The organism is Pseudomonas sp. S31, assembly GCF_016648105.1.
GTDB lineage: Bacteria > Pseudomonadota > Gammaproteobacteria > Pseudomonadales > Pseudomonadaceae > Aquipseudomonas.
Genome location: NZ_JACVVE010000017.1, coordinates 35,943 through 58,437 on the forward strand (window position 1 = coordinate 35,943; position 22,495 = coordinate 58,437).

Annotated in this window: 14 protein-coding genes, 2 tRNA genes and 1 pseudogene; 8 read left to right on the forward strand and 9 right to left on the reverse strand. The window is 64.8% G+C overall.

Features of this window, described 5'->3' with window-relative positions:
* Positions 1–134: 134 nt before the first annotated feature.
* The gene (locus IAE37_RS14385) at positions 135–4,163 is read right to left on the reverse strand and encodes a bifunctional nitrate reductase/sulfite reductase flavoprotein subunit alpha (RefSeq protein ID WP_201174636.1); all 4,029 of its coding nucleotides are present in this window, start codon (positions 4,161–4,163) and stop codon (positions 135–137) included.
* 338 nt (positions 4,164–4,501) lie between these two features.
* Between IAE37_RS14385 and map the strand changes: the two genes are divergently transcribed.
* Entirely contained in the window at positions 4,502–5,278 is a 777-nt protein-coding gene (map, locus tag IAE37_RS14390; RefSeq protein ID WP_201174637.1) for a type I methionyl aminopeptidase, read from the forward strand.
* A 146-nt stretch (positions 5,279–5,424) separates the two neighbouring features.
* Here map and IAE37_RS14395 read toward each other — a convergent pair.
* Together IAE37_RS14395 and IAE37_RS14400 are read right to left on the reverse strand one after the other, a co-directional pair.
* Positions 5,425–5,501 (reverse strand) — tRNA-Asp (locus tag IAE37_RS14395).
* A gap of 13 nt (positions 5,502–5,514) precedes the next feature.
* Positions 5,515–5,590: transfer RNA gene (locus IAE37_RS14400), tRNA-Val, on the reverse strand.
* A gap of 217 nt (positions 5,591–5,807) precedes the next feature.
* Here IAE37_RS14400 and rdgC point away from each other — a divergent pair.
* The 3 genes from rdgC (at position 5,808) to sugE (ending at position 8,341) form a co-directional block, all read left to right on the forward strand.
* Positions 5,808–6,728: a recombination-associated protein RdgC gene (gene rdgC, locus IAE37_RS14405; RefSeq protein ID WP_201174638.1), complete on the forward strand. Its 921-nt coding sequence runs from the start codon at positions 5,808–5,810 to the stop codon at positions 6,726–6,728.
* Between the two features lie 125 nt (positions 6,729–6,853).
* The gene (locus IAE37_RS14410) at positions 6,854–7,819 is read left to right on the forward strand and encodes a bile acid:sodium symporter family protein (protein WP_201174639.1); all 966 of its coding nucleotides are present in this window, start codon (positions 6,854–6,856) and stop codon (positions 7,817–7,819) included.
* Between the two features lie 204 nt (positions 7,820–8,023).
* Positions 8,024–8,341 (forward strand): quaternary ammonium compound efflux SMR transporter SugE, encoded by a 318-nt coding sequence (sugE, locus tag IAE37_RS14415; protein WP_201174642.1) that lies wholly within the window; start codon positions 8,024–8,026, stop codon positions 8,339–8,341.
* Between the two features lie 9 nt (positions 8,342–8,350).
* On the opposite strand, the gene IAE37_RS14420 is transcribed toward sugE, so the two are convergent.
* The gene (locus IAE37_RS14420; protein WP_201174644.1) at positions 8,351–10,228 is read right to left on the reverse strand and encodes an MFS transporter; all 1,878 of its coding nucleotides are present in this window, start codon (positions 10,226–10,228) and stop codon (positions 8,351–8,353) included.
* A gap of 268 nt (positions 10,229–10,496) precedes the next feature.
* Here IAE37_RS14420 and IAE37_RS29205 point away from each other — a divergent pair.
* Together IAE37_RS29205 and IAE37_RS29210 are read left to right on the forward strand one after the other, a co-directional pair.
* Positions 10,497–11,561, forward strand: a pseudogene (locus IAE37_RS29205) (methyl-accepting chemotaxis protein); the annotation flags it as partial.
* Positions 11,553–12,416: a methyl-accepting chemotaxis protein gene (locus IAE37_RS29210; protein WP_442967822.1), complete on the forward strand. Its 864-nt coding sequence runs from the start codon at positions 11,553–11,555 to the stop codon at positions 12,414–12,416. The pseudogene IAE37_RS29205 and the gene IAE37_RS29210, both read left to right, overlap by 9 nt.
* A 145-nt stretch (positions 12,417–12,561) precedes the next feature.
* Here the strand turns inward: IAE37_RS29210 and IAE37_RS14430 are convergent, their stop codons facing one another.
* The 3 genes from IAE37_RS14430 to IAE37_RS14440 form a co-directional block, all read right to left on the reverse strand.
* Positions 12,562–13,395 (reverse strand): amidohydrolase family protein, encoded by an 834-nt coding sequence (locus IAE37_RS14430; protein ID WP_201174646.1) that lies wholly within the window; start codon positions 13,393–13,395, stop codon positions 12,562–12,564.
* A 36-nt stretch (positions 13,396–13,431) separates the two neighbouring features.
* Complete coding sequence (locus IAE37_RS14435; RefSeq protein WP_201174647.1) at positions 13,432–14,706, reverse strand: MFS transporter; 1,275 nt, start codon at positions 14,704–14,706, stop codon at positions 13,432–13,434.
* Positions 14,707–14,838: 132 nt separating this feature from the next.
* Positions 14,839–15,570: a GntR family transcriptional regulator gene (locus tag IAE37_RS14440; RefSeq protein WP_201174648.1), complete on the reverse strand. Its 732-nt coding sequence runs from the start codon at positions 15,568–15,570 to the stop codon at positions 14,839–14,841.
* Between the two features lie 214 nt (positions 15,571–15,784).
* Between IAE37_RS14440 and IAE37_RS14445 the strand changes: the two genes are divergently transcribed.
* The gene (locus tag IAE37_RS14445) at positions 15,785–19,261 is read left to right on the forward strand and encodes a PAS domain-containing hybrid sensor histidine kinase/response regulator (protein ID WP_201174649.1); all 3,477 of its coding nucleotides are present in this window, start codon (positions 15,785–15,787) and stop codon (positions 19,259–19,261) included.
* Here the strand turns inward: IAE37_RS14445 and rmuC are convergent.
* Both rmuC and IAE37_RS14455 read right to left on the reverse strand, forming a co-directional pair.
* Positions 19,233–20,606 carry a DNA recombination protein RmuC gene (gene rmuC / locus IAE37_RS14450; protein ID WP_201174747.1) on the reverse strand — a complete coding sequence of 458 codons (1,374 nt, stop codon included), beginning with the start codon at positions 20,604–20,606 and terminating at the stop codon, positions 19,233–19,235. The genes IAE37_RS14445 and rmuC overlap by 29 nt on opposite strands.
* Positions 20,607–20,761: 155 nt before the next feature.
* A complete protein-coding gene (locus IAE37_RS14455; RefSeq protein WP_201174650.1) occupies positions 20,762–21,124 on the reverse strand; it encodes a sel1 repeat family protein in 363 nt (120 codons plus the stop codon).
* A 961-nt stretch (positions 21,125–22,085) separates the two neighbouring features.
* Here IAE37_RS14455 and IAE37_RS14460 point away from each other — a divergent pair.
* Entirely contained in the window at positions 22,086–22,310 is a 225-nt protein-coding gene (locus IAE37_RS14460; RefSeq protein ID WP_201174651.1) for a hypothetical protein, read from the forward strand.
* The last annotated feature ends 185 nt before the right edge of the window (positions 22,311–22,495 follow it).

A 22,495-nucleotide genomic window follows, 5' to 3' on the forward strand; every position in this document is an offset into this window, starting at 1 on the left:
GCCTCTTCGCGGGTAAACCCGCTCCTACAGGGGGTTGCGCTGGCTTCGCTACCTTGTAGGAGCGGGTTCACCCGCGAAGAGGCCATCGGCATCACTGCACATCTACAGTGCACCCCTCCCCATCCTGGAGCACATCAATACACATCACGCCGATACCGCTTGGCCTTGCCTAGCCCCTCGACATAGGCCGCAGCCGCCCCCGCATCCATGCCACCATGCTCGGCACCGATTTCGCGCAGCGCCGCATCCACGTCCTTGGCCATGCGCTGGGCATCGCCACACACATAGAAGTACGCCCCACCCTGCAACCACGCCCACACCTGCGCGCCCTGTTCACGTAGGCGCTGCTGCACATAGATCTTCTCGGCCTGGTCTCGCGAGAACGCGGTGTCCAGGCGCAAATGCCCGGCCGCCTGCCAGGCCTGCAATTGCTCCTGGTAATAGAAGTCGGTGGCGGCGCACTGTTCACCGAAGAACAGCCAGTTGCCACCCTTGGCCCCCCGCGCTTCGCGCTCCTCGAGAAACGCCCGGAACGGCGCGATGCCGGTGCCAGGACCGACCATGATCACCGCCGTATCGTCGTCCTCGGGCAAGCGAAAGTGCTTCGACACCTGGGGGAAGATCGCCACCTCCAGCACCTGCGCGCGGTCGGCCAGAAACGTCGAGCACACCCCCTTGCGCTGGCCGTAACGCACGGTGGACACGGTCAGGTGCACCTGCTCGGGGTGGGCCAAGGGGCTGGAGCTGATCGAATACAGGCGTGGCTGCAACGGTTTGAGCAGTTCCAGCCAGGTGGCCAGCGGCAACCGTTGCGGGAAAGCGCGCAGTACATCGGCCAGTTGCCGGCCCCACAGCCAGCCCTGTAGTTCAGCCTTGCATTCGGGTTGCAGCAGGCGCTGCAAGTCGGGCGCATTGTGGGCGAAGACCTGCAACTGCTGCGGCGTGACCTTGGCGATTTCCAACTGCGTCTCCAGAGCCTGCGCCAGCGGCATCGTCGGCTGGGCCTTGAGCTCGACCTGGATACTGCCGTCGAGCTGCATCAGGCCGAGCAGTTCTTCGACCAGCTCGGGGCAGTTGCGCGGCCACACACCCAGGGCATCGCCGGCCTCGTAGGTAAAGCCGCTGCCGGCCAGGTCGAACACCAGTTGGCGCGTCTCCTTGCTGGCACCGGGGCCATTGAGCACACGATTCTCCAGCAGGCGCGCCGGGTACGGCTGTTGCTTGCCATAGGTCGCGCTCGGGGCCGGGCTGTCGCTCGCAACTGCGGCAGCGTCGTTGCCCAATTGCGGCAGCAAGGCCTCCAGCCAGGCAGCGAAAGCCTCGTCGTAGTCCGGCTCGCAGTCGACCCGCTGCAGCAGACGGCGCCCGCCCAGTTCGGCCAGGCGCTGGTCGAGTTTGCGGCCAAAACCACAGAACTGGTCATAGCTGGAATCGCCCAGGGCCAGCACGGCGTAGGGCAGGTTGGCGCAGTGGGCACCCTCCTCGCCCTGCAATGCCTGCCAGAACGCCCCGGCACTGTCGGGCGCATCGCCGTCGCCGAAGGTGCTGGCGATCAACACCACGCTGGCGGCGCCTTGCAACTGCCGCGGGCTGAGCGAATCCATGCAAGCGAGCTGCACCGCATGGCCGGCGCTGCGCAAGCGTTCGGCGCAACGTTCGGCCAAGGCCTCGCCATTGCCGGTCTGCGACGCCCACAGCACCTGGTGCCGTACGGGCGCGGCCAGCGCTTCGGGGAGCGAGGCCGGTTGCGCGAACACACCCGCCAGCAAGCCATCGACGAACAGCCGACGAGACGGTTCCAGCGGGGCATTGGCCGGCAGGCTGGGCACGCCCTCGGCGCGGGCCTGCTGCAGCCCGAGCAGGAAGCCTTGCAGGTAGTGGCGCTCTTGCTCGGCCAGCACCGGGGCAGGCAGCGCGTCCAGGCCAAGCAGGCGGGACAGGGTGGCGGTCGGCATGCGGACAGGCTCCGGCAAGTGGGTGGCGGCGCCCAGGTCAAGGGCGTCGATGCGTTCGCCGGCGACCCGTTCCAGGGCCACGGCGCAGTGTTTGAAGGCCGGCTGCAGCGACAGCGGGTCGACCGCATCGCAGGTCACGGCATTGATCGCCAGTTGCTCGCCGATCACGTCGTTCCAATGGAACGGCGCGAAGCAGTTGCCCGGCATCACCCGGGTGCTGAGCCGCGCCGGCAACAGCGCCTGACCGCGGCGTGAACGCACGGCCACCTGGTCCTTGTCGCGCAGGCCCAGGCGCTCGGCATCGTCGGGGTGGATCTCGACGAAAGGGCCGGGCTCGAGCTTGTTCAGCGCCGGCACCTTGCCGGTCTTGGTCAGCGTGTGCCACTGGTGCTGCACGCGGCCGGTGTTGAGTACCAGCGGGAACTCGGCGTCGGGCAGCTCGGGGGCCGGCAGCCAAGGGCGGGCAAAGAACCGCGCCTTGCCGCTGGCGGTAGGAAAGGCCAACGCGGGCCGATTGCCCTGGGCATCGAGCAACAGGCGTTGACTGCTGCCGTCGTTCTGGTAGCGCAGCGGGCTGCGGTGGTCCGCGCGATCCGGCGCACAGGGCCATTGCCGAGGGGCCTGGCGCAGCTCGGGATAGCCAATGCCACGCAGGTCGTAGCCGGTGGCGGGGTTCCAGAAGCAGCGGATTTCATCGAACACCGCCTCGGCATCGGCATAGTCGAAGGCTTCGGCATAACCCATGGCACAGGCGACCTTGGCGATGATCTGCCAGTCGGGCAGGCTCTGCCCAGGCGGCGCGACGGCACGTGGCATCAGTGTGAGGTTGCGCTCGCTGTTGATCATCACGCCCTCGCCCTCGGCCCACAGCGCACCGGGCAGAAGGATATCGGCGTAGCGGTTGGTCTCGGTATCGAGGAAGGCCTCCTGGGTGATCACCAGCTCGGCCTGGCGCAGCCCGTCGATCACCTGCTGACGGTTGGCGACGCTGGCCACCGGGTTGCTGCAGATGATCCAGCAGGCCTTCACCTCGCCGGCCTTCATCTGCTCGAACAGAGCGATCGTGCCCTCACCACCGTCGGCGCGCAGGCTGCCCGGTGCCAGGCCCCACTGTTGTTCGACGAAAGCTCGGTCGGCTGGCACCTGGGCCGAACGCTGGCCCGGCAGGCCCGGCCCCATGTAACCCATCTCGCGACCGCCCATGGCGTTGGGCTGGCCGGTCAGCGAGAAAGGGCCGCTGCCGGGGCGGCAGATGGCGCCAGTGGCCAGGTGCAGGTTGCACAGGGCGTTGCTGTGCCAGGTGCCGTGGATGCTCTGGTTCAGGCCCATCGTCCAACAGCTCATCCATTCGCTGGCGCTGCCGATCCATTCGGCGGCCTGGCGCAGGTCGGCCTCGGCCAACCCGGTGATGGCGGCAACGCGCTCAGGGGTGTAGTCCGCGAGGAAGGCTGGCAGTTCGTCCCAGCCTTCGGTATGTCGGGCGATGAATTCGGGGTCGGTATGGCCGTTCTGGTGCAACAGATAGAGCAGCCCGTTGAGCAACGCCAGGTCGCTGCCAGGGCGCACCTGCAGGAACAGGTCGGCCTTGTCGGCAGTGGCGGTACGCCGGGGATCGACGACGATCAGCTTGGCGCCGGCCTTGACCCGGTCGAGCAGGCGCAGGAACAGGATCGGATGGCAGTCGGCCATGTTCGCGCCGATCACCAGGAACACCTCGGCGTGCTCGAAATCCTGATAGCTGCCCGGCGGGCCGTCGGCGCCGAGCGAGAGCTTGTAGCCGGTGCCGGCGCTGGCCATGCACAGCCGCGAGTTGGACTCGATATGGCGGGTACCGATGAACCCTTTGGCCAGTTTGTTGGCCAGGTACTGGGCCTCCAGCGACATCTGCCCGGACACGTACAGCGCCACGGCGTCGGGCCCATGGCTGTCGATGATATCGCGCAGGCGCTGGGCGGCTTGGGCGATGGCCTGGTCCAACGGGCTGCGCACCGGCTCCTGGCTGCGCTGCTGGCGGACGAACGCGTCCTCCATGCGACCGCGAGTCAACGGCAGGTGGGCAGTCAGGCCCTTGGTGCAGAGGCGACCGAAATTGCTGGGGTGCTGCTTGTCGCCACTGATCTTGCTCACCTTGCCGTCGGCCACGGTCATGACGATGCCGCAACCGACGCCGCAGTAAGGGCATACGCTGCGTACTTCGCGGGTGGTCATGGGTGGTCTCCCCTTCAGGAACGGAAAAAGGCGCCGGCTGCCCCGGCTTGCTTGGCAAGCGGGGCAACACGGCGCCTTTGTCGTGAGTGTGTGAGGGCTATCGGCGTTGATGGCCCTGGATGAGTGGGATTGAGCAAATAATGGGCCAGCAGGGCCGGCCTCTTCGCGGGTGAACCCGCTCCTACAGATACGGTGCAGTTTTCAGGCCTGTGATGATCCTGTAGGAGCGGGTTTACCCGCGAAGAGGCCGGCACGGCAACGCACCACACGGTGGCAACCCACAGCCCCATGGCGCTATGCTGGGGCAAACTCCAGTACGAGCAACCACCCTCCCCCTTATGTCCCAGGTGATCCTCAAGACCCCCGAACAACTCGACCTGATGCGCCGCGCCGGCCAGCTGCTGGCCCAGGTGTTCGCCGAACTCGACGGCTTCATCCGCCCCGGCGTGACCACGATGCAGATCAACGACCGCGCCGATGCGTTCATCGTCGAGACCCTCAAGGCCCGCCCCGCGAGCAAGGGCCAGTACGGCTTTCCCTACTCACTGAACACCTCGGTCGACCATGTGGTCTGCCATGGCATCCCCAAGGCCGACGAGGTGTTGCAGGAAGGCTCGATCATCAACGTCGACATCACCCTCGAACAGGGCGGCTATATCGCCGATTCGTCGAAGATGTACCGCATCGGTACTATCAGCGACGAGGCCACGCGCCTGGTCGACACTACCTACGACGCCTTGTGGAAAGGCATCGAGCAGGTGCGTCCCGGGGCGACCCTGGGTGACATCGGTCACGCCATCCAGGCCCATGCCGAAGCGGCGGGCTACAGCGTGGTACGCGAGTACTGCGGCCATGGCATCGGCCAGCAGATGCACGAAGGGCCCGAGGTGCTGCACTTCGGCCAGCGCGGCATGGGTATGAAGCTCAAGCCAGGCATGGTGTTCACCATCGAGCCGATGATCAACCAGGGGGGGCGCGGCACGCGCACATTGAAGGATGGCTGGACGGTGGTGACCCGCGACCACGCGCTGTCGGCGCAGTGGGAACATACGGTGGCGGTGACCGAGGATGGGGTCGAGGTGCTGACGTTGCGCGAGGAAGAGCGTCGTCGTTGACCGCGCGGTGGGGCAGTCCACTCTGTGGGAGTGCCCCGGCAAGGCCGCTTCTGCATCAACCGCGCAAAGCACAAACAAAAAAAGCGACCCTAAGGTCGCTTTCTCTGTGGCTTCCGGGTGTTCAGTGGGCCCTGGAAGCTTGAATATGGCGCAGCGGACGGGACTCGAACCCGCGACCCCCGGCGTGACAGGCCGGTATTCTAACCGACTGAACTACCGCTGCGCTATACATCGAGTGGTGGGTGATGACGGGATCGAACCGCCGACCCTCTGCTTGTAAGGCAGATGCTCTCCCGGCTGAGCTAATCACCCTTTCGTCTCGGTGTGGCGCGCATTCTACGGACGACCCGACACCCTGGCAAGCACTTTTTTAAACTTTTTCAAAAAAAATTTGCAGGCCTTTCAAAGACCTAGCGCAGTCGGGCTTTTCTTTCCTTCTATATAGCTGCTGGCCCTCTGACAGGGTTGGCCTGGGACCGCTGCTCGGAGAATAATGCCCGCCTTATGCATTAAGGAGAGATTGCCCCTCATGTGGTTCAAGAACCTGCTGTCCTACCGCCTGACCCAGGAAGTACCGTTCGAGGCTGAAGCGCTGGAAGCCGCCCTGGCCACCAAGCCGGCCCGCCCCTGCGCCAGCCAGGAGCTGACCACCTACGGTTTCGTCGCGCCGTTCGGCAAGGGCGAAGACGCTCCCCTGGTGCACGTCAGCGGTGAATTCCTGCTGATTGCCGCACGCAAGGAAGAGCGCATCCTGCCGAGCAGCGTGGTCAACGACGCGGTGAAGGAAAAGGTCGAAGAGATCGAGACCGAGCAGATGCGCAAGGTCTACAAGAAGGAACGCGACCAGATCAAGGATGAGATCATCCAGGCCTTCCTGCCGCGTGCGTTCATCCGCCGCTCGATGATCTTCGCCGCCATCGCTCCGCGCCTGGGCATGATCCTGGTCAACTCGGCCAGCGCCAAGCGTGCCGAAGACCTGCTCTCGACCCTGCGCGAAGTGATCGGCTCGCTGCCGGTGCGCCCAGCCACGGTGAAGATCGCGCCGAGCGCGACCATGACCGACTGGGTCAAGTCGCAGCAGGCCGCCGAAGGCTTCTATGTGCTGGACGAGTGCGAGCTGCGTGACACCGCCGAAGATGGCGGCATCGTGCGCTGCAAGCGCCAGGACCTGACCAGCGAGGAAATCCAGCTGCACCTGAGCACCGGCAAGGTGGTCACCCAGCTGGCCCTGGCCTGGCAGGACAAGCTGTCGTTCGTGCTGGACGACAAGATGGTGATCAAGCGCCTGAAGTTCGAGGAGTTGCTGCAGGAGCAGGCCGAACAGGATGGCGGCGATGAAGCGGCGCAGCAGTTCGATGCCAGCTTCCAGCTGATGATGATGACCTTTGCCGAATTCCTGCCGGTGCTGTTCGAGGCGCTGGGTGGGGAAGAGATTCCGCAAGGGGTTTGAGGTCGTTTGAAGTAACGGTGCTGGCCGATGTTCATCTGGCGCCAGTACCGGCCCCTTCGCGGGACAAGTCGCAGCGAAGAGGCCCATGAAATTCTCAAAGTTATAAATAGAAAAGGAATTGCCCCATGCGTGCCCTCGCCGCCTTCAGCCGCTTCGTCGGCAACACCTTCGCCGTCTGGGTGCTGGTGTTCGCCCTCCTGGCCTTCCTGCAACCGCAATGGTTCATCGCCCTCAAGGTCGCCATCGTGCCGCTGCTGGGGCTGGTGATGTTCGGCATGGGCCTGACCCTCAAGCTCGACGACTTCGCCGCCCTCGCCCGCCAGCCGTGGCGGGTGCTGCTGGGGGTGGTGGCACACTTCGTGATCATGCCGGGCATGGCCTGGTTGCTGTGCCAGCTGTTCCACCTCCCGCCGGAAATCGCCGTGGGCGTGATCCTGGTCGGCTGCTGCCCCAGCGGCACCGCCTCGAACGTGATGGTCTGGCTGTCCAAGGGCGACCTGGCGTTGGCGGTGGCCATCGCCGGCGTGACCACCTTGCTGGCGCCGCTGCTGACCCCAGCGCTGATCTGGTTCCTGGCGTCGGCCTGGCTGCCGGTGTCCTTCATGGACATGTTCTGGTCGATTCTGCAGCTGGTGATGCTGCCGATCGTGCTCGGCGTGCTCGCCCAGCGTCTGCTGGGCGAACGGGTGCAGGTAGCGGTCCAGGTGCTGCCGCTGGTGTCGGTGGTGAGCATCGTGATGATCGTCTGTGCGGTGGTGGCGGCTAGCCAGGCGAAGATCGCCGAGTCGGGCCTGCTGATCATGGCGGTGGTGGTGCTGCACAACAGCTTTGGCTATTTGCTCGGGTATCTCACCGGCAAGCTGTGCAAGCTGCCGCTGGCCCAGCGCAAGTCGCTGGCGCTTGAGGTAGGCATGCAGAACTCCGGGCTGGGTGCGGCGTTGGCGGCGGCGCACTTCTCGCCGCTGGCGGCGGTGCCCAGTGCGTTGTTCAGCGTCTGGCACAATATTTCCGGGGCGTTGCTGTCGACCTGGTTCAGGCGGATGGAAGCGCCTGGGGAAGAGGTAGAGGGCGTGGAACCTGCCCGTCATTGATGTGGGCTGTGCCGGCCTTTTCGCGGGCAAGCCCGCTCCCACAGGTATCCCATGAATGTTCAGAACTGTGGGGGGCTGTGGGAGCGGGCTTGCCCAACCCTCTACGAATGTGCACTATATTGCCCACTGTGAGGACGACCTCACGACGCACCGCGTGACCATCCCGGGGACGGCCCCATCCTTCAAAACGATGGAGACGCAATCATGTCCTGGATCATCCTGTTCTTCGCCGGCCTGTTCGAGGTCGGCTGGGCCGTCGGCCTGAAATACACCGACGGCTTCAGCAAACCCCTTCCCACCGCACTCACCGTTGCGGCCATGGCCATCAGCCTCGGCCTGCTCGGCCTTGCCATGAAAGAGCTGCCCCTGGGCACCGCCTACGCCATCTGGACCGGCGTCGGCGCGGTGGGCACGGTGATCGCCGGGATCATCCTGTTCGGCGAGTCGATGGCCCTGGTACGGCTGGTCAGTGTGGCGCTGATCGTGGCCGGCCTGGTCGGCCTGAAAGTCAGCGCCAGCTGAGCCCGCCAGCTAGCGCAGGCTGCCGCGCAAGCGGCTGACCTGCTCACGCAACGCCTCGGGCTGCGCCGCCTCCACCGGGATGGCGGCGCCAGCCACGATGGTCACCCGCGACCACAGGCGCTTGAAGAAGCCCTTGGCCGGATCTCGACTGAAGAAGCTCCCCCACAGCCCCTGCAGCGCCAGTGGAATCACCGGTACCGGGGTTTGCTCGAGAATGCGGCTGACGCCGCCCTTGAACACATCGATCTCGCCGTCGCCGGTCAGCTTGCCCTCCGGGAAGATGCACACCAGTTCGCCCGCCGCCAGGTACTCGGCGATGCGGGCGAAGGCTCGTTCGTAGGTGGCCTGGTCTTCGTTGCGCCCGGCAATCGGGATCGCACCGGCGGTGCGGAAGACGAAGTTGAGCACCGGCAGGTTGTAGATCTTGTAGTACATGACGAAACGGATCGGCCGGCGGATGGCCCCGCCAAGCAGCAGCGCATCGACGAACGACACGTGGTTGCAGACCAGCAGCGCCGCGCCCTCGTCCGGAATGCGCTCGAGGTCACGGTGCTCCACGCGGTACATCGAGTGGCTGAGCAGCCAGATCAGGAAGCGCATGGTGAACTCGGGCACGATCCTGAAGATATAGGCGTTGACCAGCACGTTGAGCAGCGACACCACCAGGAACAACTGTGGGATGCTCAGTTTGGCCACACCCAGCAGGACCATGGTCAACAGCGCCGAGACCACCATGAACAGGGCATTGAGGATGTTGTTGGCCGCGATCACCCGGGCGCGCTCGCCCTCGGCGGTGCGTGCCTGGATCAGCGCATACAGGGGCACGATGTAGAAACCGCCGAATACGCCCAGGCCGACGATCGACAGCAGGATCCACCAGGCTTCGTGCATGCCCAGCAACGCCAGCCAGTCGTGTGGCGCCGCGCCCACCGGCACGTCGCCGGAGTGCCACCACCAGAGCAGGCCGAACAGGGTCAGACCGAACGAGCCGAACGGCACCAGGCCGATTTCCACCTTGCGCCCGCTGAGGCGTTCGCACAACAACGAGCCCAGGGCGATACCCACCGAGAACAGGGTCAGCACCAGGGTCACCGCGGTGCTGTCGCCATGCAGCCAGTCCTTGGCATAGGCCGGGATCTGCGTGAGGTAGATGGCCCCGACGAACCAGAACCACGAGTTGCCGACGATCGAGCGCGACACCGCCGGGGTCTGCCCCAAGCCCATGCGCAGGATCGCCCAGGACTGCTTGACGATGTTCCAGTCCAGCGCCATTTGCGGCGAAGCCGCTGCGGCGCGGGGGATCCAGCGGCTGGCCAGGTAGCCCAGCACTGCAGTGCCCACCACCCCGCCAGCGACCACCGTGGCATAGCTGTCGGCCGACATCATCACCCCGGCACCGATGGTGCCAGCGAGAATCGCCAGGAACGTGCCCATCTCCACCAGGCCGTTGCCGCCCACCAACTCCTGTTCCCGCAGGGCCTGGGGCAGGATCGAGTACTTCACCGGCCCGAACAGCGCCGAATGAGTGCCCATGCCGAACAGCGCCACCAGCATCAGCGTCAGGTGATGGGTGACGAAGCCCAGCGCGCCGATGGCCATGATCACGATCTCGGCCAGCTTGATGATGCGAATCAGCGCGTCCTTGGCGAACTTCTCGCCGAACTGCCCACCCAGCGCCGAGAACAGGAAGAACGGCAGGATGAACAGCAACGCGCACAGGTTGACCCACATGGCGCTGGCGCCTTCGCTGAAGCCGAGCTTGAACAGGATGGCGAGGATCAGTGACTGCTTGAACAGATTGTCGTTGAAGGCGCCCAGCGCCTGGGTGATGAAAAACGGCAAGAACCGCCGCTTGCCGAGCAATGTGAATTGCGAGCTTTGACTCATCAATCTTCTTCCCTGGGGGCTTGTTCTGGTTGGAGGCTCGCAGGCCGCCACAAGCCACAAATCTGCACGGGAAAGCCCGCCGCTGGCAACCCGCTGCACGGGTTTCACGAAACGCAGGGTTGACTGATGCCTCAATGCCATCATTTTTCATTGAAATCTACGTTCAGAATTTGTTACATCTGCCGACCTATTCATATAGATGACTATATCTAAAAGAAGGAATGGACCTCCGGTCTCCTCCAACGCATAAGAAAAGGAGCTCAGCAGCATGTTTACCTGGTTCGGCGACTTGAAAATCGCCAACAAACTCTTCCTCGGTTTCGGCCTGGTATTGGCCCTCACTCTGACCCAGTCGCTGGTCAGTTGGGATGGCCTGGGCAGCCTGGTGCGTCGCAGCGAGGTGGTCCGCGATGTATCGGGGCTCAACGACGCCCTTGGCGACCTGCGCGAAGCACGCCTGCGCCACGCCATGGCCAACGGTGACGAAGCCGAGGGCAAGGCCCTGCAGGCGGCGCTGGATGCGTTCAAGGCGCCGTTGGCCAAGCTGCGCCAGACCCTGGCCAAGCCTGAAAACCGGGCACTGCTGAGCCAGGCCGACCAGACCCTGCAGGCCTACGCCAGCAACCAGGCGCTGAGTTTCCAGTCGTACCAGGCCATGCGCGCGGCACAGAAGCAGATGGGCGTGCTGGCCACCAATGCGTTCGCCAGCATCGAGCAGATCCGCAAGCAGGTCCGTGCCCTGCCCGATGCCGAGCAGCGCTTCACCCGCATCGAAGCGATCAACCAGATCCGCGAGAACCTCATCCTGCTGCGCTACCACGTGCGCGGCTACACCGGTAACACCAACGCCGACACCGAAAAGCTGATGAACACGCAGATCGCAGCCACGGTGAACGAACTGCCAGGGCTGGTGGCGCGCTTCAACGGCAGCTTCGCCGCCGAGTTCGAGCAACTGAACGCGCAGGTGCGCACCTATGCCGAGGCGGTCGAGACCTTCCGCGGCGAGGTGAGCAAACTGGTCGGCTACCGCACCGCCATGGGCAACGATGTCGATTCCCTCAATACCCTGATCGGCCAGTTGCTCGATGCCCAGGCCCAGTCGGTGAGTCAGGACAGCGACTTCGCCAGGACCCTGCAGATCGTCACCACCGTGCTCGCCCTGCTGATCGGTGCCTTGGCCGCGCTGCTGATCGCCCGCCAGATCAGCCAGCCCCTGCGCCACGTGCTCGGCGCCATGGAACAGGTGGCCAGCGGCAATCTCGGTGAACAACCGACCAGCCGCCGCCGCGATGAAGTGGGCCAGTTGCAGAACGCCCTGCAAGGCATGACCCGCAACCTGCGTGAGCTGATCGCCCAGGTGCGCGACGGCATCTCGCAGATCGCCAGCGCCACCGAGGAGCTGTCGGCGATCACCGAACAGACCAGCGCCGGGGCCAACAACCAGAAGGTCGAGACCGACCAGGTCGCCACCGCGATGCAGGAAATGGCCGCCACCGTGCACGAAGTGGCCCGCAACGCCGGCGAGGCCTCCCAGGCCGCCAGCGCCACCGACGAGGAAGCCCGCGAAGGCGACAGCGTGGTCACCCGCGCCGTCGCCCAGATCGGCCGCCTGGCCAAGCAGGTGGATGCCACTGGGGAAGCCATGGGCGCCCTGCGCAGCGAAAGCCAGCGCATCGGCAAGGTCATGGACGTGATCAAGGCGGTGGCCGAGCAGACCAACCTGCTGGCGCTCAATGCCGCCATCGAGGCCGCCCGTGCCGGCGAGGCAGGCCGTGGCTTCGCCGTGGTGGCCGATGAAGTGCGTAGCCTGGCGCAGCGGACCCAGGCCTCGACCCTGGAGATCGAGTCGGCGATCGGCAGCCTGGAGCAAGGCACCCTGTCGGTGAGCGAACTGATGGAGGAAAGCCAGAGCCTGACCGAAAGCAGCGTCGCGCTGGTGCGCGAAGCTGGGGTGGCACTGGAAGGCATCACCCAGCGGGTGTCGGCGATCCAGTCGATGAACCAGCAGATTGCCGCCGCCTCTGAGCAGCAGAGCGCGGTCGCCGAGGAAATCAGCCGGAGCGTGGTGACGGTACGGGATATTTCCGAGCAGACGGCTGAAGCCAGCCAGCAGACCTCGGCATCCAGCGTGGAGCTGGCGCGGTTGGGTGGGCAGTTGCAGCAGATGATCAGCCGGTTCCGGTTCTGATCGGGAGGGGTGTCCTACGATTGCGGGGCACCCTGGGAACATCTTCAGCCTGTGCCTGCCTCTTCGCGGGTAAACCCGCTCCTACAGAGGACCTAACCCCTGTAGGAGCGGGTTTACCCGCGAAGAGGCCGGCACAGGCGCTACATCACTTGAAACCGAACAAATCCCGCGCAGTCTCCACCAGCAGCGCCCGGCGCAAGTCCGCCGAACATCCCAGCGCCTCGAACTGCTCGACCACCGAGCCGAAGCTCACCGTCGCCTCATGCTGAGTATGCGGCCAGTCACTCCCCCACATCAGCCGCTCGGCGCCGTAGTGCGCCTCCAGCGCGCCCAGCGCCTGACGCGCGAACGCCAGGTTCTGCTCCGGTGTACCCGCCAGGCGGTAGACGCCGGACACCTTCACCCACACCCTACCCTTGCCTCCCAGCGTCAGCAGTTCGGCAAAGCCTGGCTGGCCCAGGCCCAGACGGGCATCGGGGCGGCCGAAATGGTCGATCACGATGTCCAGGCCATAAGGTTCCAGGGCACGCACCAAGGTCGGGATATCCGCCACCTGGCGATGCAGTTCCAGGTGCCAGCCCTGCTCGCCGATACGCTCGAACAAGGGCCGCCACTCAGCGTCAGTCAGGTCAGGCAGGGCTTGGCCCATGAGGTTCAGGCGCACGCCCCTGACCCCCAGGCGCGCCATGTCATCGAGGGCTTCGCGCTCGACGTCGCGGTCAAGCATCACCACCCCACGCAACTGTCCCGGCACGCTCTGCAGGGCACTGAGCAGGTAACGGTTGTCGGTGCCCAGGAAACTGGGCTGGACCAATACGCCATGACTGAAACCAGGGGCCTGCAACTGGCCCAGGTAATCGCCCAGCGGCGCGTCGTAGGTCGGCGCGTAGCGCCGCTCGCTGGCCAGGTCCAGCCCACGGCTGAACACGTGGGCGTGGCTATCGATGGCAGTCAGGGGTGAAGCAGCAACGTCGGGCATGGTTCTCATCGAAGCGTCAGGGGAACTAAAAATGGATTACTTGGCCAGCGCACCGCTCGCCTGCGGCGCAGGGCTGGCTTCGAGGTTGCGACCGCGGGTTTCCGGCAGGCACAGCGCCGCGACCATGGCCACGCCATAGGCGATGCCGGCGTCGATACCGATGGCGCTACCCAGCGACATCGATTCGCTCATGTGCCCGACCAGGAACGGGAATACCGCCGACAGCACCCGGCCAAAGTTGTAACAGAAGCCCACTCCGGCGCCGCGCACGTCGGCCGGGTACAGTTCGTTGAAGAACGAGCCGAGGCTGGCGGGAATACCTGCAGCGAAGAAACCGAGCGGGAAACCCAGGAACAGCATCTGCGTGTTGCTCAACGGGAAGAACACGTAGGCCTGCACGGTCAGCACGCAGCACAGGGCGAACAGCAGGATGTTCTTGCGCCGGCCGATACGATCGATCAGCAGCCCGCTGACCACGCAGCCGCACCAGAAGGCGAAGATGATCACCGCCAGGTAGCCACCGGAGTTCAGCACCGACAGGTTGCGCTCGGTCTTGAGAAAGGTCGGCAGCCAGGTCATCACCGCGTGGTAGCCACCGTGGGCACCCAGGCCCAGCAGGCCGCCAAGCAGGGTCACGCGCAGCAGTTCGGGGCGGAAGATGCCAGCCATCGACTTGAAGAAACTGCCAGGAATGGCCTTTTCCTTCTGCAGGCGCTGGAAGCTGTCGGGCTCAGGTACGTTGCGCCGTACCCAGATGATCAGCAAGGACGGCAGCAAGCCGACGAAGAACATCACGCGCCAGGCGAACTCTTGCGGCACCAGCGAGTAGATCAGCGCGAACAGCCCGACCGCCAGGCCCCAGCCCACGGCCCAGGCGCTCTGCACCGTACCCATGACCTTGCCGCGGTATTTCGGGTTGATGGTCTCGGCCATCAGCACCGCGCCGGCGGCCCACTCGCCGCCGATGCCGAACCCCTGCATGGCTTTGACGAACACCAGTGGATAGAAGCCGGTGACGAACGCCGAGAGGAAGGTGAAGAAGGAGAACCAGAGGATCATCCACTGCAGGGTGCGTACCCGGCCGTAGCGGTCGGACAGGGTGCCACCGAGCCAGCCACCGATGGCCGAGGTGATCAGGGTCACGCCGCTGATCAGACCGGCGTCGCCCTTGGTCAGGGAAAACGCGGCGATCAAGGCCGGAATGGCCAGGCCGAACATCTGCACTTCCAGCGCATCGAGCGACCAGCCCCCGAAACAGGCCCAGAACGTCTTGCGCTCCCGGGAAGTGATCTGGCGGTACCAGCTGAACATGATTGTTATCCTTCTAGTCGTGTGTGTAGCGGTCGGGCGCACCGAAGCTCTTGGCACGCTGGCGACCGGGCAGGCAAAACCGCTGCGCCGTGGCAGAACGGCGCAGACGGGCAACAGGGCGAAACAGCCGGCTCAGCGAATGTCGATGCGGTAGCGGAAGTGCTGCGCATGGCCGCGCGAGCGGCGCCATTCCAGAGGCTTGCCGGCGTAGTCACGGGCCAGGCGCTCGATCACCACCACCGGGCTGTCGGCCGGCAGTTGCAACAGGCGGCCATGCACCGCATCGACCGCTTCGGCGGTCAAGGTCTCCTCGGCATAGGCGACCACCTGGCCGCACAAGGCTTCGTAGATGGGATAGAGCAACGGCCCCTCGCGGTCGAGGTCGACGTCCAGCAGCGGCTGGAAGGTCTGCCGAGGCAACCAGATTTCCTCGGCCAGCACCGGTTGTGCACCGAGCAGACGTGTACGCACGAGACGGATCACCTCGGCCTCGGCAGGCAACCCGAGGGCCTGGGCTACCGCCGAAGGCGCCTGCAGCGGCTCGATCGACAGGATGCGGCTCTGCGGCATCACCCGCTGGCCATCGGCGGCCTCGAAGCGGAAGAAGCGGAACAGCGAGGATTGGAACTGCGGGCGGCGAATGAAGGTGCCACGGCCCTGCTGGCGTTCCAGCACGCCTTCGGCCACCAGGGCATCGACTGCCTTGCGCACGGTACCGACGGACATGTCGAACTCGCTGGCCAGCGCGGCCTCGGTTGGAATCGCCTCGCCCGGGCGCCAGCGATTGTTGGCGATCTGCTCGACCAGGTGGTCGCGCAGCTGTTGGTAGCGGGGCAGTCGAGCATCACCGGACAGTGGGTGCATGGGGTCTCGCTCTCGTCTTGTTATATAAACATCTATATGAATTCTGCGCAGAGTATTCCCCGTGGGCAGCGGGGCTGTCAATCCTCCGCTGGTCGCACGACAATGAAGCCTGCGACAACCTGCCCTTGCGACCAACGTCGGCGCTGACGAACCGCCACCTGCGTGCCAGACTGATTGATCGGGACCGCGTAATCTTTCTTGCTCCGGAGTCTTCATGTCGTTGTCCAGCGGGCTGATCGCCGTGGTCGCCCTGGCCTATATGGCCGTCATGTTCGCCATCGCCTTCTACGGCGACCGTCGCAGCACGCCGTTGCCGCCGCGCCTGCGTGCGTGGGTGTACAGCCTGTCGCTGGCGGTGTATTGCACCAGCTGGACGTTCTTCGGCGCGGTCGGTCAGGCCGCCGAGCAGCTCTGGGCGTTTCTGCCCATCTACCTGGGCCCGGTGCTGCTGATGATCTTCGCGCCCTGGGTGCTGCAGAAGATGGTGCTGATCAGCAAGCAGCAGAACATCACCTCGATCGCCGACTTCATTGCCGCCCGCTACGGCAAGTCGCAGAGCCTGGCGGTGGTCGTGGCGCTGATCTGCCTGGTCGGCGTGCTGCCGTATATCGCCCTGCAGCTCAAGGGCATCGTGCTCGGCGTCAACCTGCTGATCGGTGCCAACGCCGACGCCACCGGCACTCGCGTGCAGGACACCGCGCTGGTGGTGTCGCTGGTGCTGGCGCTGTTCGCCATCGTCTTCGGCACGCGCAGCCTGGACGTCACCGAGCACCACCGCGGCATGGTCCTGGCGATCGCCTTCGAATCGCTGATCAAGCTGCTGGCCTTCCTTGCCGTGGGCGTGTTCATCGTCTTCAACCTGTACGACGGTTTCGACGACCTGTTCAGCCAGGCGCGCCAGGCAGTCCAGCTGGACAGCTACTGGCAGGAAACCATCAACTGGCCGTCGATGGTGGTGCAGACCGCCGTGGCGATGATGGCGATCATCTGCCTGCCGCGCCAATTCCACGTCACCGTGGTGGAAAACATCGAGCCCCAGGACATGCGCCTGGCGCGCTGGGTGTTCCCCGCCTACCTGGCGCTGGCCGCGCTGTTCGTGGTGCCGATCGCCCTGGCCGGGCAGATGCTGCTGCCGGGCACGGTGATCTCCGACTCGTTCGTGATCAGCCTGCCGCTGGCCGAAGCGCATCCAAGCCTGGCCCTGCTGGCGTTCATCGGCGGCGCCTCGGCCGCCACCGGCATGGTCATCGTCGAGGCCGTGGCGCTGTCGACCATGGTTTCCAACGACATGCTGCTGCCCTGGCTGTTGCGCCGCAACAACGCCGAACGCCCGTTCGAAGCGTTCCGCCACTGGATGCTCTCGGTGCGCCGGGTGACCATCGTGGTCATCCTCCTGCTGGCCTACGTCAGCTACCGCCTGCTGGGTTCCACCGCGAGCCTGGCGACCATCGGCCAGATCGCCTTCGCCGCCGTCACCCAGCTGACGCCGGCCATGCTCGGCGCGCTGTACTGGAAGCAGGCCAACCGCCGCGGCGTGTTCGCCGGCCTCGCCGCCGGCATCTTCCTGTGGTTCTACACCCTGGTGCTGCCGATCATCGCCCATAGCCTGAACGTGCCGCTGACGCTGTTCCCGGGCCTGGCCTGGCTGCACGGCAACCCGCTGAACCTGCCGATCACACCGCTCACCCAAGGCGTGGTGCTGTCGCTGGCGGGCAACTTCACGCTGTTCGCCTGGGTTTCGATCCTGTCGCGCACACGGGTGTCCGAGCATTGGCAAGCCGGTCGCTTCATCGGCCAGCAGACCACCCGCCCCAGCGGCAAACCGTTGTTGGCGGTGCAGATCGACGACCTGCTCAAGCTGGCCGCACGCTTCGTCGGCGAGGAGCGCGCACGGCAAAGCTTCATCCGCTTCGCCTATCGTCAGGGCAAGGGCTTCAACCCCAACCAGAACGCCGATGGCGACTGGATCGAGCACACCGAGCGCCTGCTTGCCGGCGTGCTCGGCACCTCATCCACGCGGGCCGTGGTCAAGGCGGCCATCGAAGGCCGCGACATGCAGCTCGAGGACGTGGTGCGCATCGCCGACGAGGCCAGCGAGGTGCTGCAGTTCAACCGCGCCCTGCTGCAAGGCGCCATCGAGAACATCAACCAGGGCATCAGCGTGGTCGACCAGAACCTGCACCTGGTGGCCTGGAACCGCCGCTACCTGGAGCTGTTCAACTACCCCGACGGGCTGATCAGCGTCGGCCGGCCGATCGCCGACATCATCCGCTACAACGCCGAGCGCGGCCTGTGCGGCCCGGGCGAAGCGCAAGTGCACGTGGCCCGGCGCCTGCACTGGATGCGCCAGGGGCGTGCGCATTCCTCCGAGCGCCTGTTCCCCAACGGCCGGGTCATCGAGCTGATCGGCAACCCCATGCCCGGCGGCGGCTTCGTCATGAGCTTCACCGACATCACACCGTTCCGCGAGGCCGAGCAGGCCCTGCGCGAGGCCAACGAGAGCCTGGAACAACGGGTGGCCGAACGCACCCATGAACTGTCGCAACTGAACCAGGCGTTGAGCGAGGCCAAGAGCCAGGCCGAGGCGGTCAGCCAGTCCAAGAGCCGCTTCCTGGCGGCGGTCAGCCACGACCTGATGCAGCCGCTCAATGCCGCCCGGTTGTTCTCCGCGGCCCTGTCGCAGCAAGCCGAGGGCGCCATGAACGAAGAGGCGCAGCAACTGGTGCAGCACATGGACAGCTCGCTGCGCTCGGCCGAGGAACTGATCAGCGACCTGCTGGACATCTCTCGCCTGGAAAACGGCAAGGTCACCCCTGATGCCAAGCCCTTCGCCCTCAACGAGCTGTTCGATACCCTCGGCGCCGAGTTCAAGCTGTTGGCGGCGGAAAAAGGCTTGGAGTTCCGCTTGCGCGGCAGCCGCCTGCGCATCGACAGCGACATGAAGCTGCTGCGCCGGGTGCTGCAGAATTTCCTCACCAATGCCTTGCGCTACGGCAAGGGCCCGATCCTGCTCGGCGTGCGCCGCCAGGGCGAGCGCCTGTGGCTGGAAGTGTGGGACCGTGGCCCAGGCATCGCCGACGACAAGCTGCAAGTGATCTTCCAGGAATTCAAACGCCTGGACAGCCACCAGACCCGCGCCGAAAAGGGCCTGGGCCTGGGCCTGGCGATCGCCGACGGTTTGTGCCGGGTGCTTGGCCACCCGCTCGAAGTGCGCTCGTGGCCCGGGCGCGGCACGGTGTTCCGGGTCAGCGTGCCGGTCGCCAGGCAGGCCGCACCGGCACCGGTCGCCGTGGTCGAACAGAGCAGCCAGCCATTGGCAGGGTTGCAGGTACTGTGCGTCGACAACGAAGACAGCATCCTCATCGGCATGCACAGCCTGCTCAGCCGCTGGGGCTGCCAGGTATGGACGGCGCGCAACCGCGAGGAATGCGAGGCACTGCTGGCCAAGGGCATGCGCCCGCACCTGGCGCTGGTGGACTACCACCTCGATGACGGCGAAACTGGCACCGAGTTGATGGGCTGGCTACGGGCGCGCCTGGGTGAACCGGTGCCGGGCGTGGTGATCAGCGCCGACGGGCGCAACGAGACCATTGCCTCGGTGCACGCCGCCGGGCTCGACTACCTGGCCAAGCCGGTCAAGCCGGCCGCCTTACGCGCCCTGCTCAACCGTCATCTGAGCCTGGTTCAGTAACCGCCTCGCCCGCCAGGGCCTCGTCGGACAGCGCCCGCTCCAGCAGGTCGGCCGGCAGGCTCTTGCTGGCCCGGGCGCCGAGCAGCTTGAGCTGTTCGCTGCGGCTGACCAGGTTGCCGCGCCCTTCGCACAGCTTGTTGCGCGCCGCCGCATAGGCCTTGTCCACTTGCTGCAAGCGGTTGCCCAGTTCGTCCAGGTCCTGGATGAACAGCACGAACTTGTCGTACAGCCATCCGGCGCGCTCGGCGATTTCCCGGGCGTTCTGACCTTGGCGTTCCTGCTTCCAGAGGCTGTCGATGACCCGCAGCGTAGCCAGCAGGGTGGTCGGGCTGACGATCACGATCTGCCGATCGAAGGCCTCCTGGAACAGGTTCGGTTCGGCTTGCAGGGCCGCCGAGAACGCCGCTTCGATCGGCACGAAGAGCAGCACGAAGTCGAGGCTGTGCAGGCCTTCGAGGCGGTTGTAGTCCTTGCTCGACAAGCCCTTGACGTGGCTGCGCAGCGATTGCACATGCTGCTTGAGGGCGTTGTCGTCGTTGTTGCTGACGAACTGCTGGTAGGCGGTGAGGCTGACCTTGGCGTCCACCACCACCTGCTTGTCGCCCGGCAGCATGATCAGCACGTCGGGCTGGAAACGTTCGCCATCGGCGCTCTTGAGGCTGACCTGGGTCTGGTATTCACGGCCTTTCTCCAGCCCCGCGTGCTCCAACACCCGTTCGAGGATAAGCTCGCCCCAGTTGCCTTGGGTCTTCTGGCCCTTGAGGGCCTGGGTCAGGTTGGTCGCCTCGTCGGACAGGCGCAGGTTGAGCTGCTGCAGGCGCTCGAGTTCCTTGCCCAGCGAGAAGCGCTCGCGGGCTTCCTGCTGGTAGCTTTCTTCCACGCGTTTCTCGAAGGCCTGGATGCGTTCCTTGAGGGGGTCGAGCAACTGCCCGAGGTGCTGCTGGCTGGTCTGGGCGAAGCGCTGTTCGCGCTCGTCGAAGATCTTGGTGGCCAGGTCGGCGAACTGCGCACGCAGGGTGTCGCGGGCTTCCTGCAGGTCGTCCAGGCGCTGCTGGTGGCTTTCCTGCTGTTCACGCAGTTCGGCTTCCAGGCGTGCGGTTTGGGCTTCGAGGCGGCGCAGTTCGGCTTCGCGGTTGGCGCGTTCGAGGTTCCAGGCGTGGGCGGCATCGCGGGCGTTGTCGCGCTCGACCTGCAACAGCTCCAGCTCGCGCCCCTGGGCGGCGAGTTGGGTCTGCTTGACGGTGTTGGCTTCACTGAGGTCGCTGATCTCGTCGCGATTGGCTTCGAGCTGGGCCTGCAGACCTTCCTGGGCCAGCTGTGCGCTGTTCAGGCGCTCTTCGAGCAGCGCTCGCTCACCCTCGCGGCGGCTGTAACGACGTTGTTGCTGGATGACCCAGCCTACGCACGGCAGCGCCGCCATTACGATGCCCAGCAGAATGCTGGTCAGATCCACTGCCATGGTCACCCCGATCGGTCTTGATGCAAGTGCGGTGCAGCTTATCAGTCTGCGGAGTCTGTGCGAGCCTGGTCCGGCTCACTGGCCTGGCACAGCCGCGCATATTCCTGCTGGGCTTGCCGGTCGCCGGCACGGGCTGCCTGGCGCAGCAGCTCGTGGCCGATACGCCGGTCGCGGGAGTTGCCGCAATCGCGACACAGCATCTGTCCCAGGCGGCTCTGCGCCACCACCACACCCTGGCGGGCCGGCTGCTTGAGAAGACGTCCAGCGATGTGTTTGACCTGGGGCTTGTCGCCCAGGCGCGGGTTGTCGAGCAGCCACAGGGCGACTTTCAGCGAAAAGCGTTTGGCTGGCGCGGCCGACGATGGCATGGCAGGTGTGGCGAGGGATTTACCGCGAAACTTCATGAGTGAGCAGCATGGCAATTCGAAAAGCGCGCCACTCTACTCTCTTTTTTGCCTCACCGTGTGCAGATCATGCTCGGATGTAAAAAAATTTAAATGATCTTTTCTTGACGTTTCAAAGCCCAGGACCAGTCAGTCGCCAGGTGCCTTCTGATTGTCGGACAGTTCTGTAAATTGCTGGCACGCCCGTCCTAGAGCAAGCGCTCGGGACAATCCACAGTTCCTGTGGATAAGTCGGTGGACAACGCCTTCAAAGACCTCTCAAACCCCCGTGAAACGGGGGCTACAGTCAAACTGACGATTTTTTCACCAGCAAAAATTAGTGTTTTTTTTCATTGACTTAAGGGTCCAGTCAAGTCATTGGCGAGCCTCGACCAGGCTGTCGCCGCCCCGTTACAAGCCGCACCGCAAATGTGCACAACTGCGTTGCGCTGGTCGTTGCCATGCACCGGCTCGGCACATCGCGAAGGTTGTCGGCCAATTTCCCCCTCTTCACAGCAACCGCGATTAGCGCCATACTGTGCGGCTCGCCTGGTGAAAAGTAAAAACGCTTGCCAAGCACTCACATCTGGGTTAAGGTGCGCCCCGTTAGTACCCAGCTGAAAGTCAATTCCGGCCATTCGCGTCCTTGCTGCCCACCCATTCGTATCACCTACGAAGGTGCCCGCCGCTGAAACCAGGACCGGCCAATCGATGATTCCCTCGCCAGCTTCTCGCTGTCCAAGCACGAATCACGTGACAGATTGATCAGGACCCAACCCCGACGGCCTAGAACCTTGGCCCCGGAGTATTGCCTGCCTTCTGAAGTACCTACCAGTCAGCCCAAGCGCCCACTTTTGATTGCGCCCTCTCTGGCTGCCCTGTTCCAGTCAGGTTCGTTCGTCCCTTAATAAAGGCGTCACTGGAACGTTTCTATCATGCACGGATCCTAATCCCCGTGTTTAAAGCAGGAACATCCAACAATATGCAAACTCATCACCAAATTCAGGCTGCCATTGGCACCCTCTCCAAGGCGTTTTCGCCGCTGAAATGCCTCATCGTTGCCCCCCGCAAGGGCAGCTTCAGCTTCACTCTGGTGGACGAACACGGCGTCGCCTGCCACACCGAGCGCCTGTACCCTGAACAGTACAGCCGATCGGAGCCGCTGCAGGCCGTCATCACTCGCACCCGGCAGTCATTGACTGCGTGAGCGGCGAATGCCGTGGCATTCAGCCGCTGAATGCACCCGCCGCCCAGGCAGTCATTGGTTCTTGGCGTAATTGCCACAAGGCATATGGCACCGGGCGACGGGCCGCAATCGATTTAAAAACAGCCTTTTACACCAGCATTATCACACTACACTTCAACTCGAGCGGTGCGAGCCGCTTCCGGCGG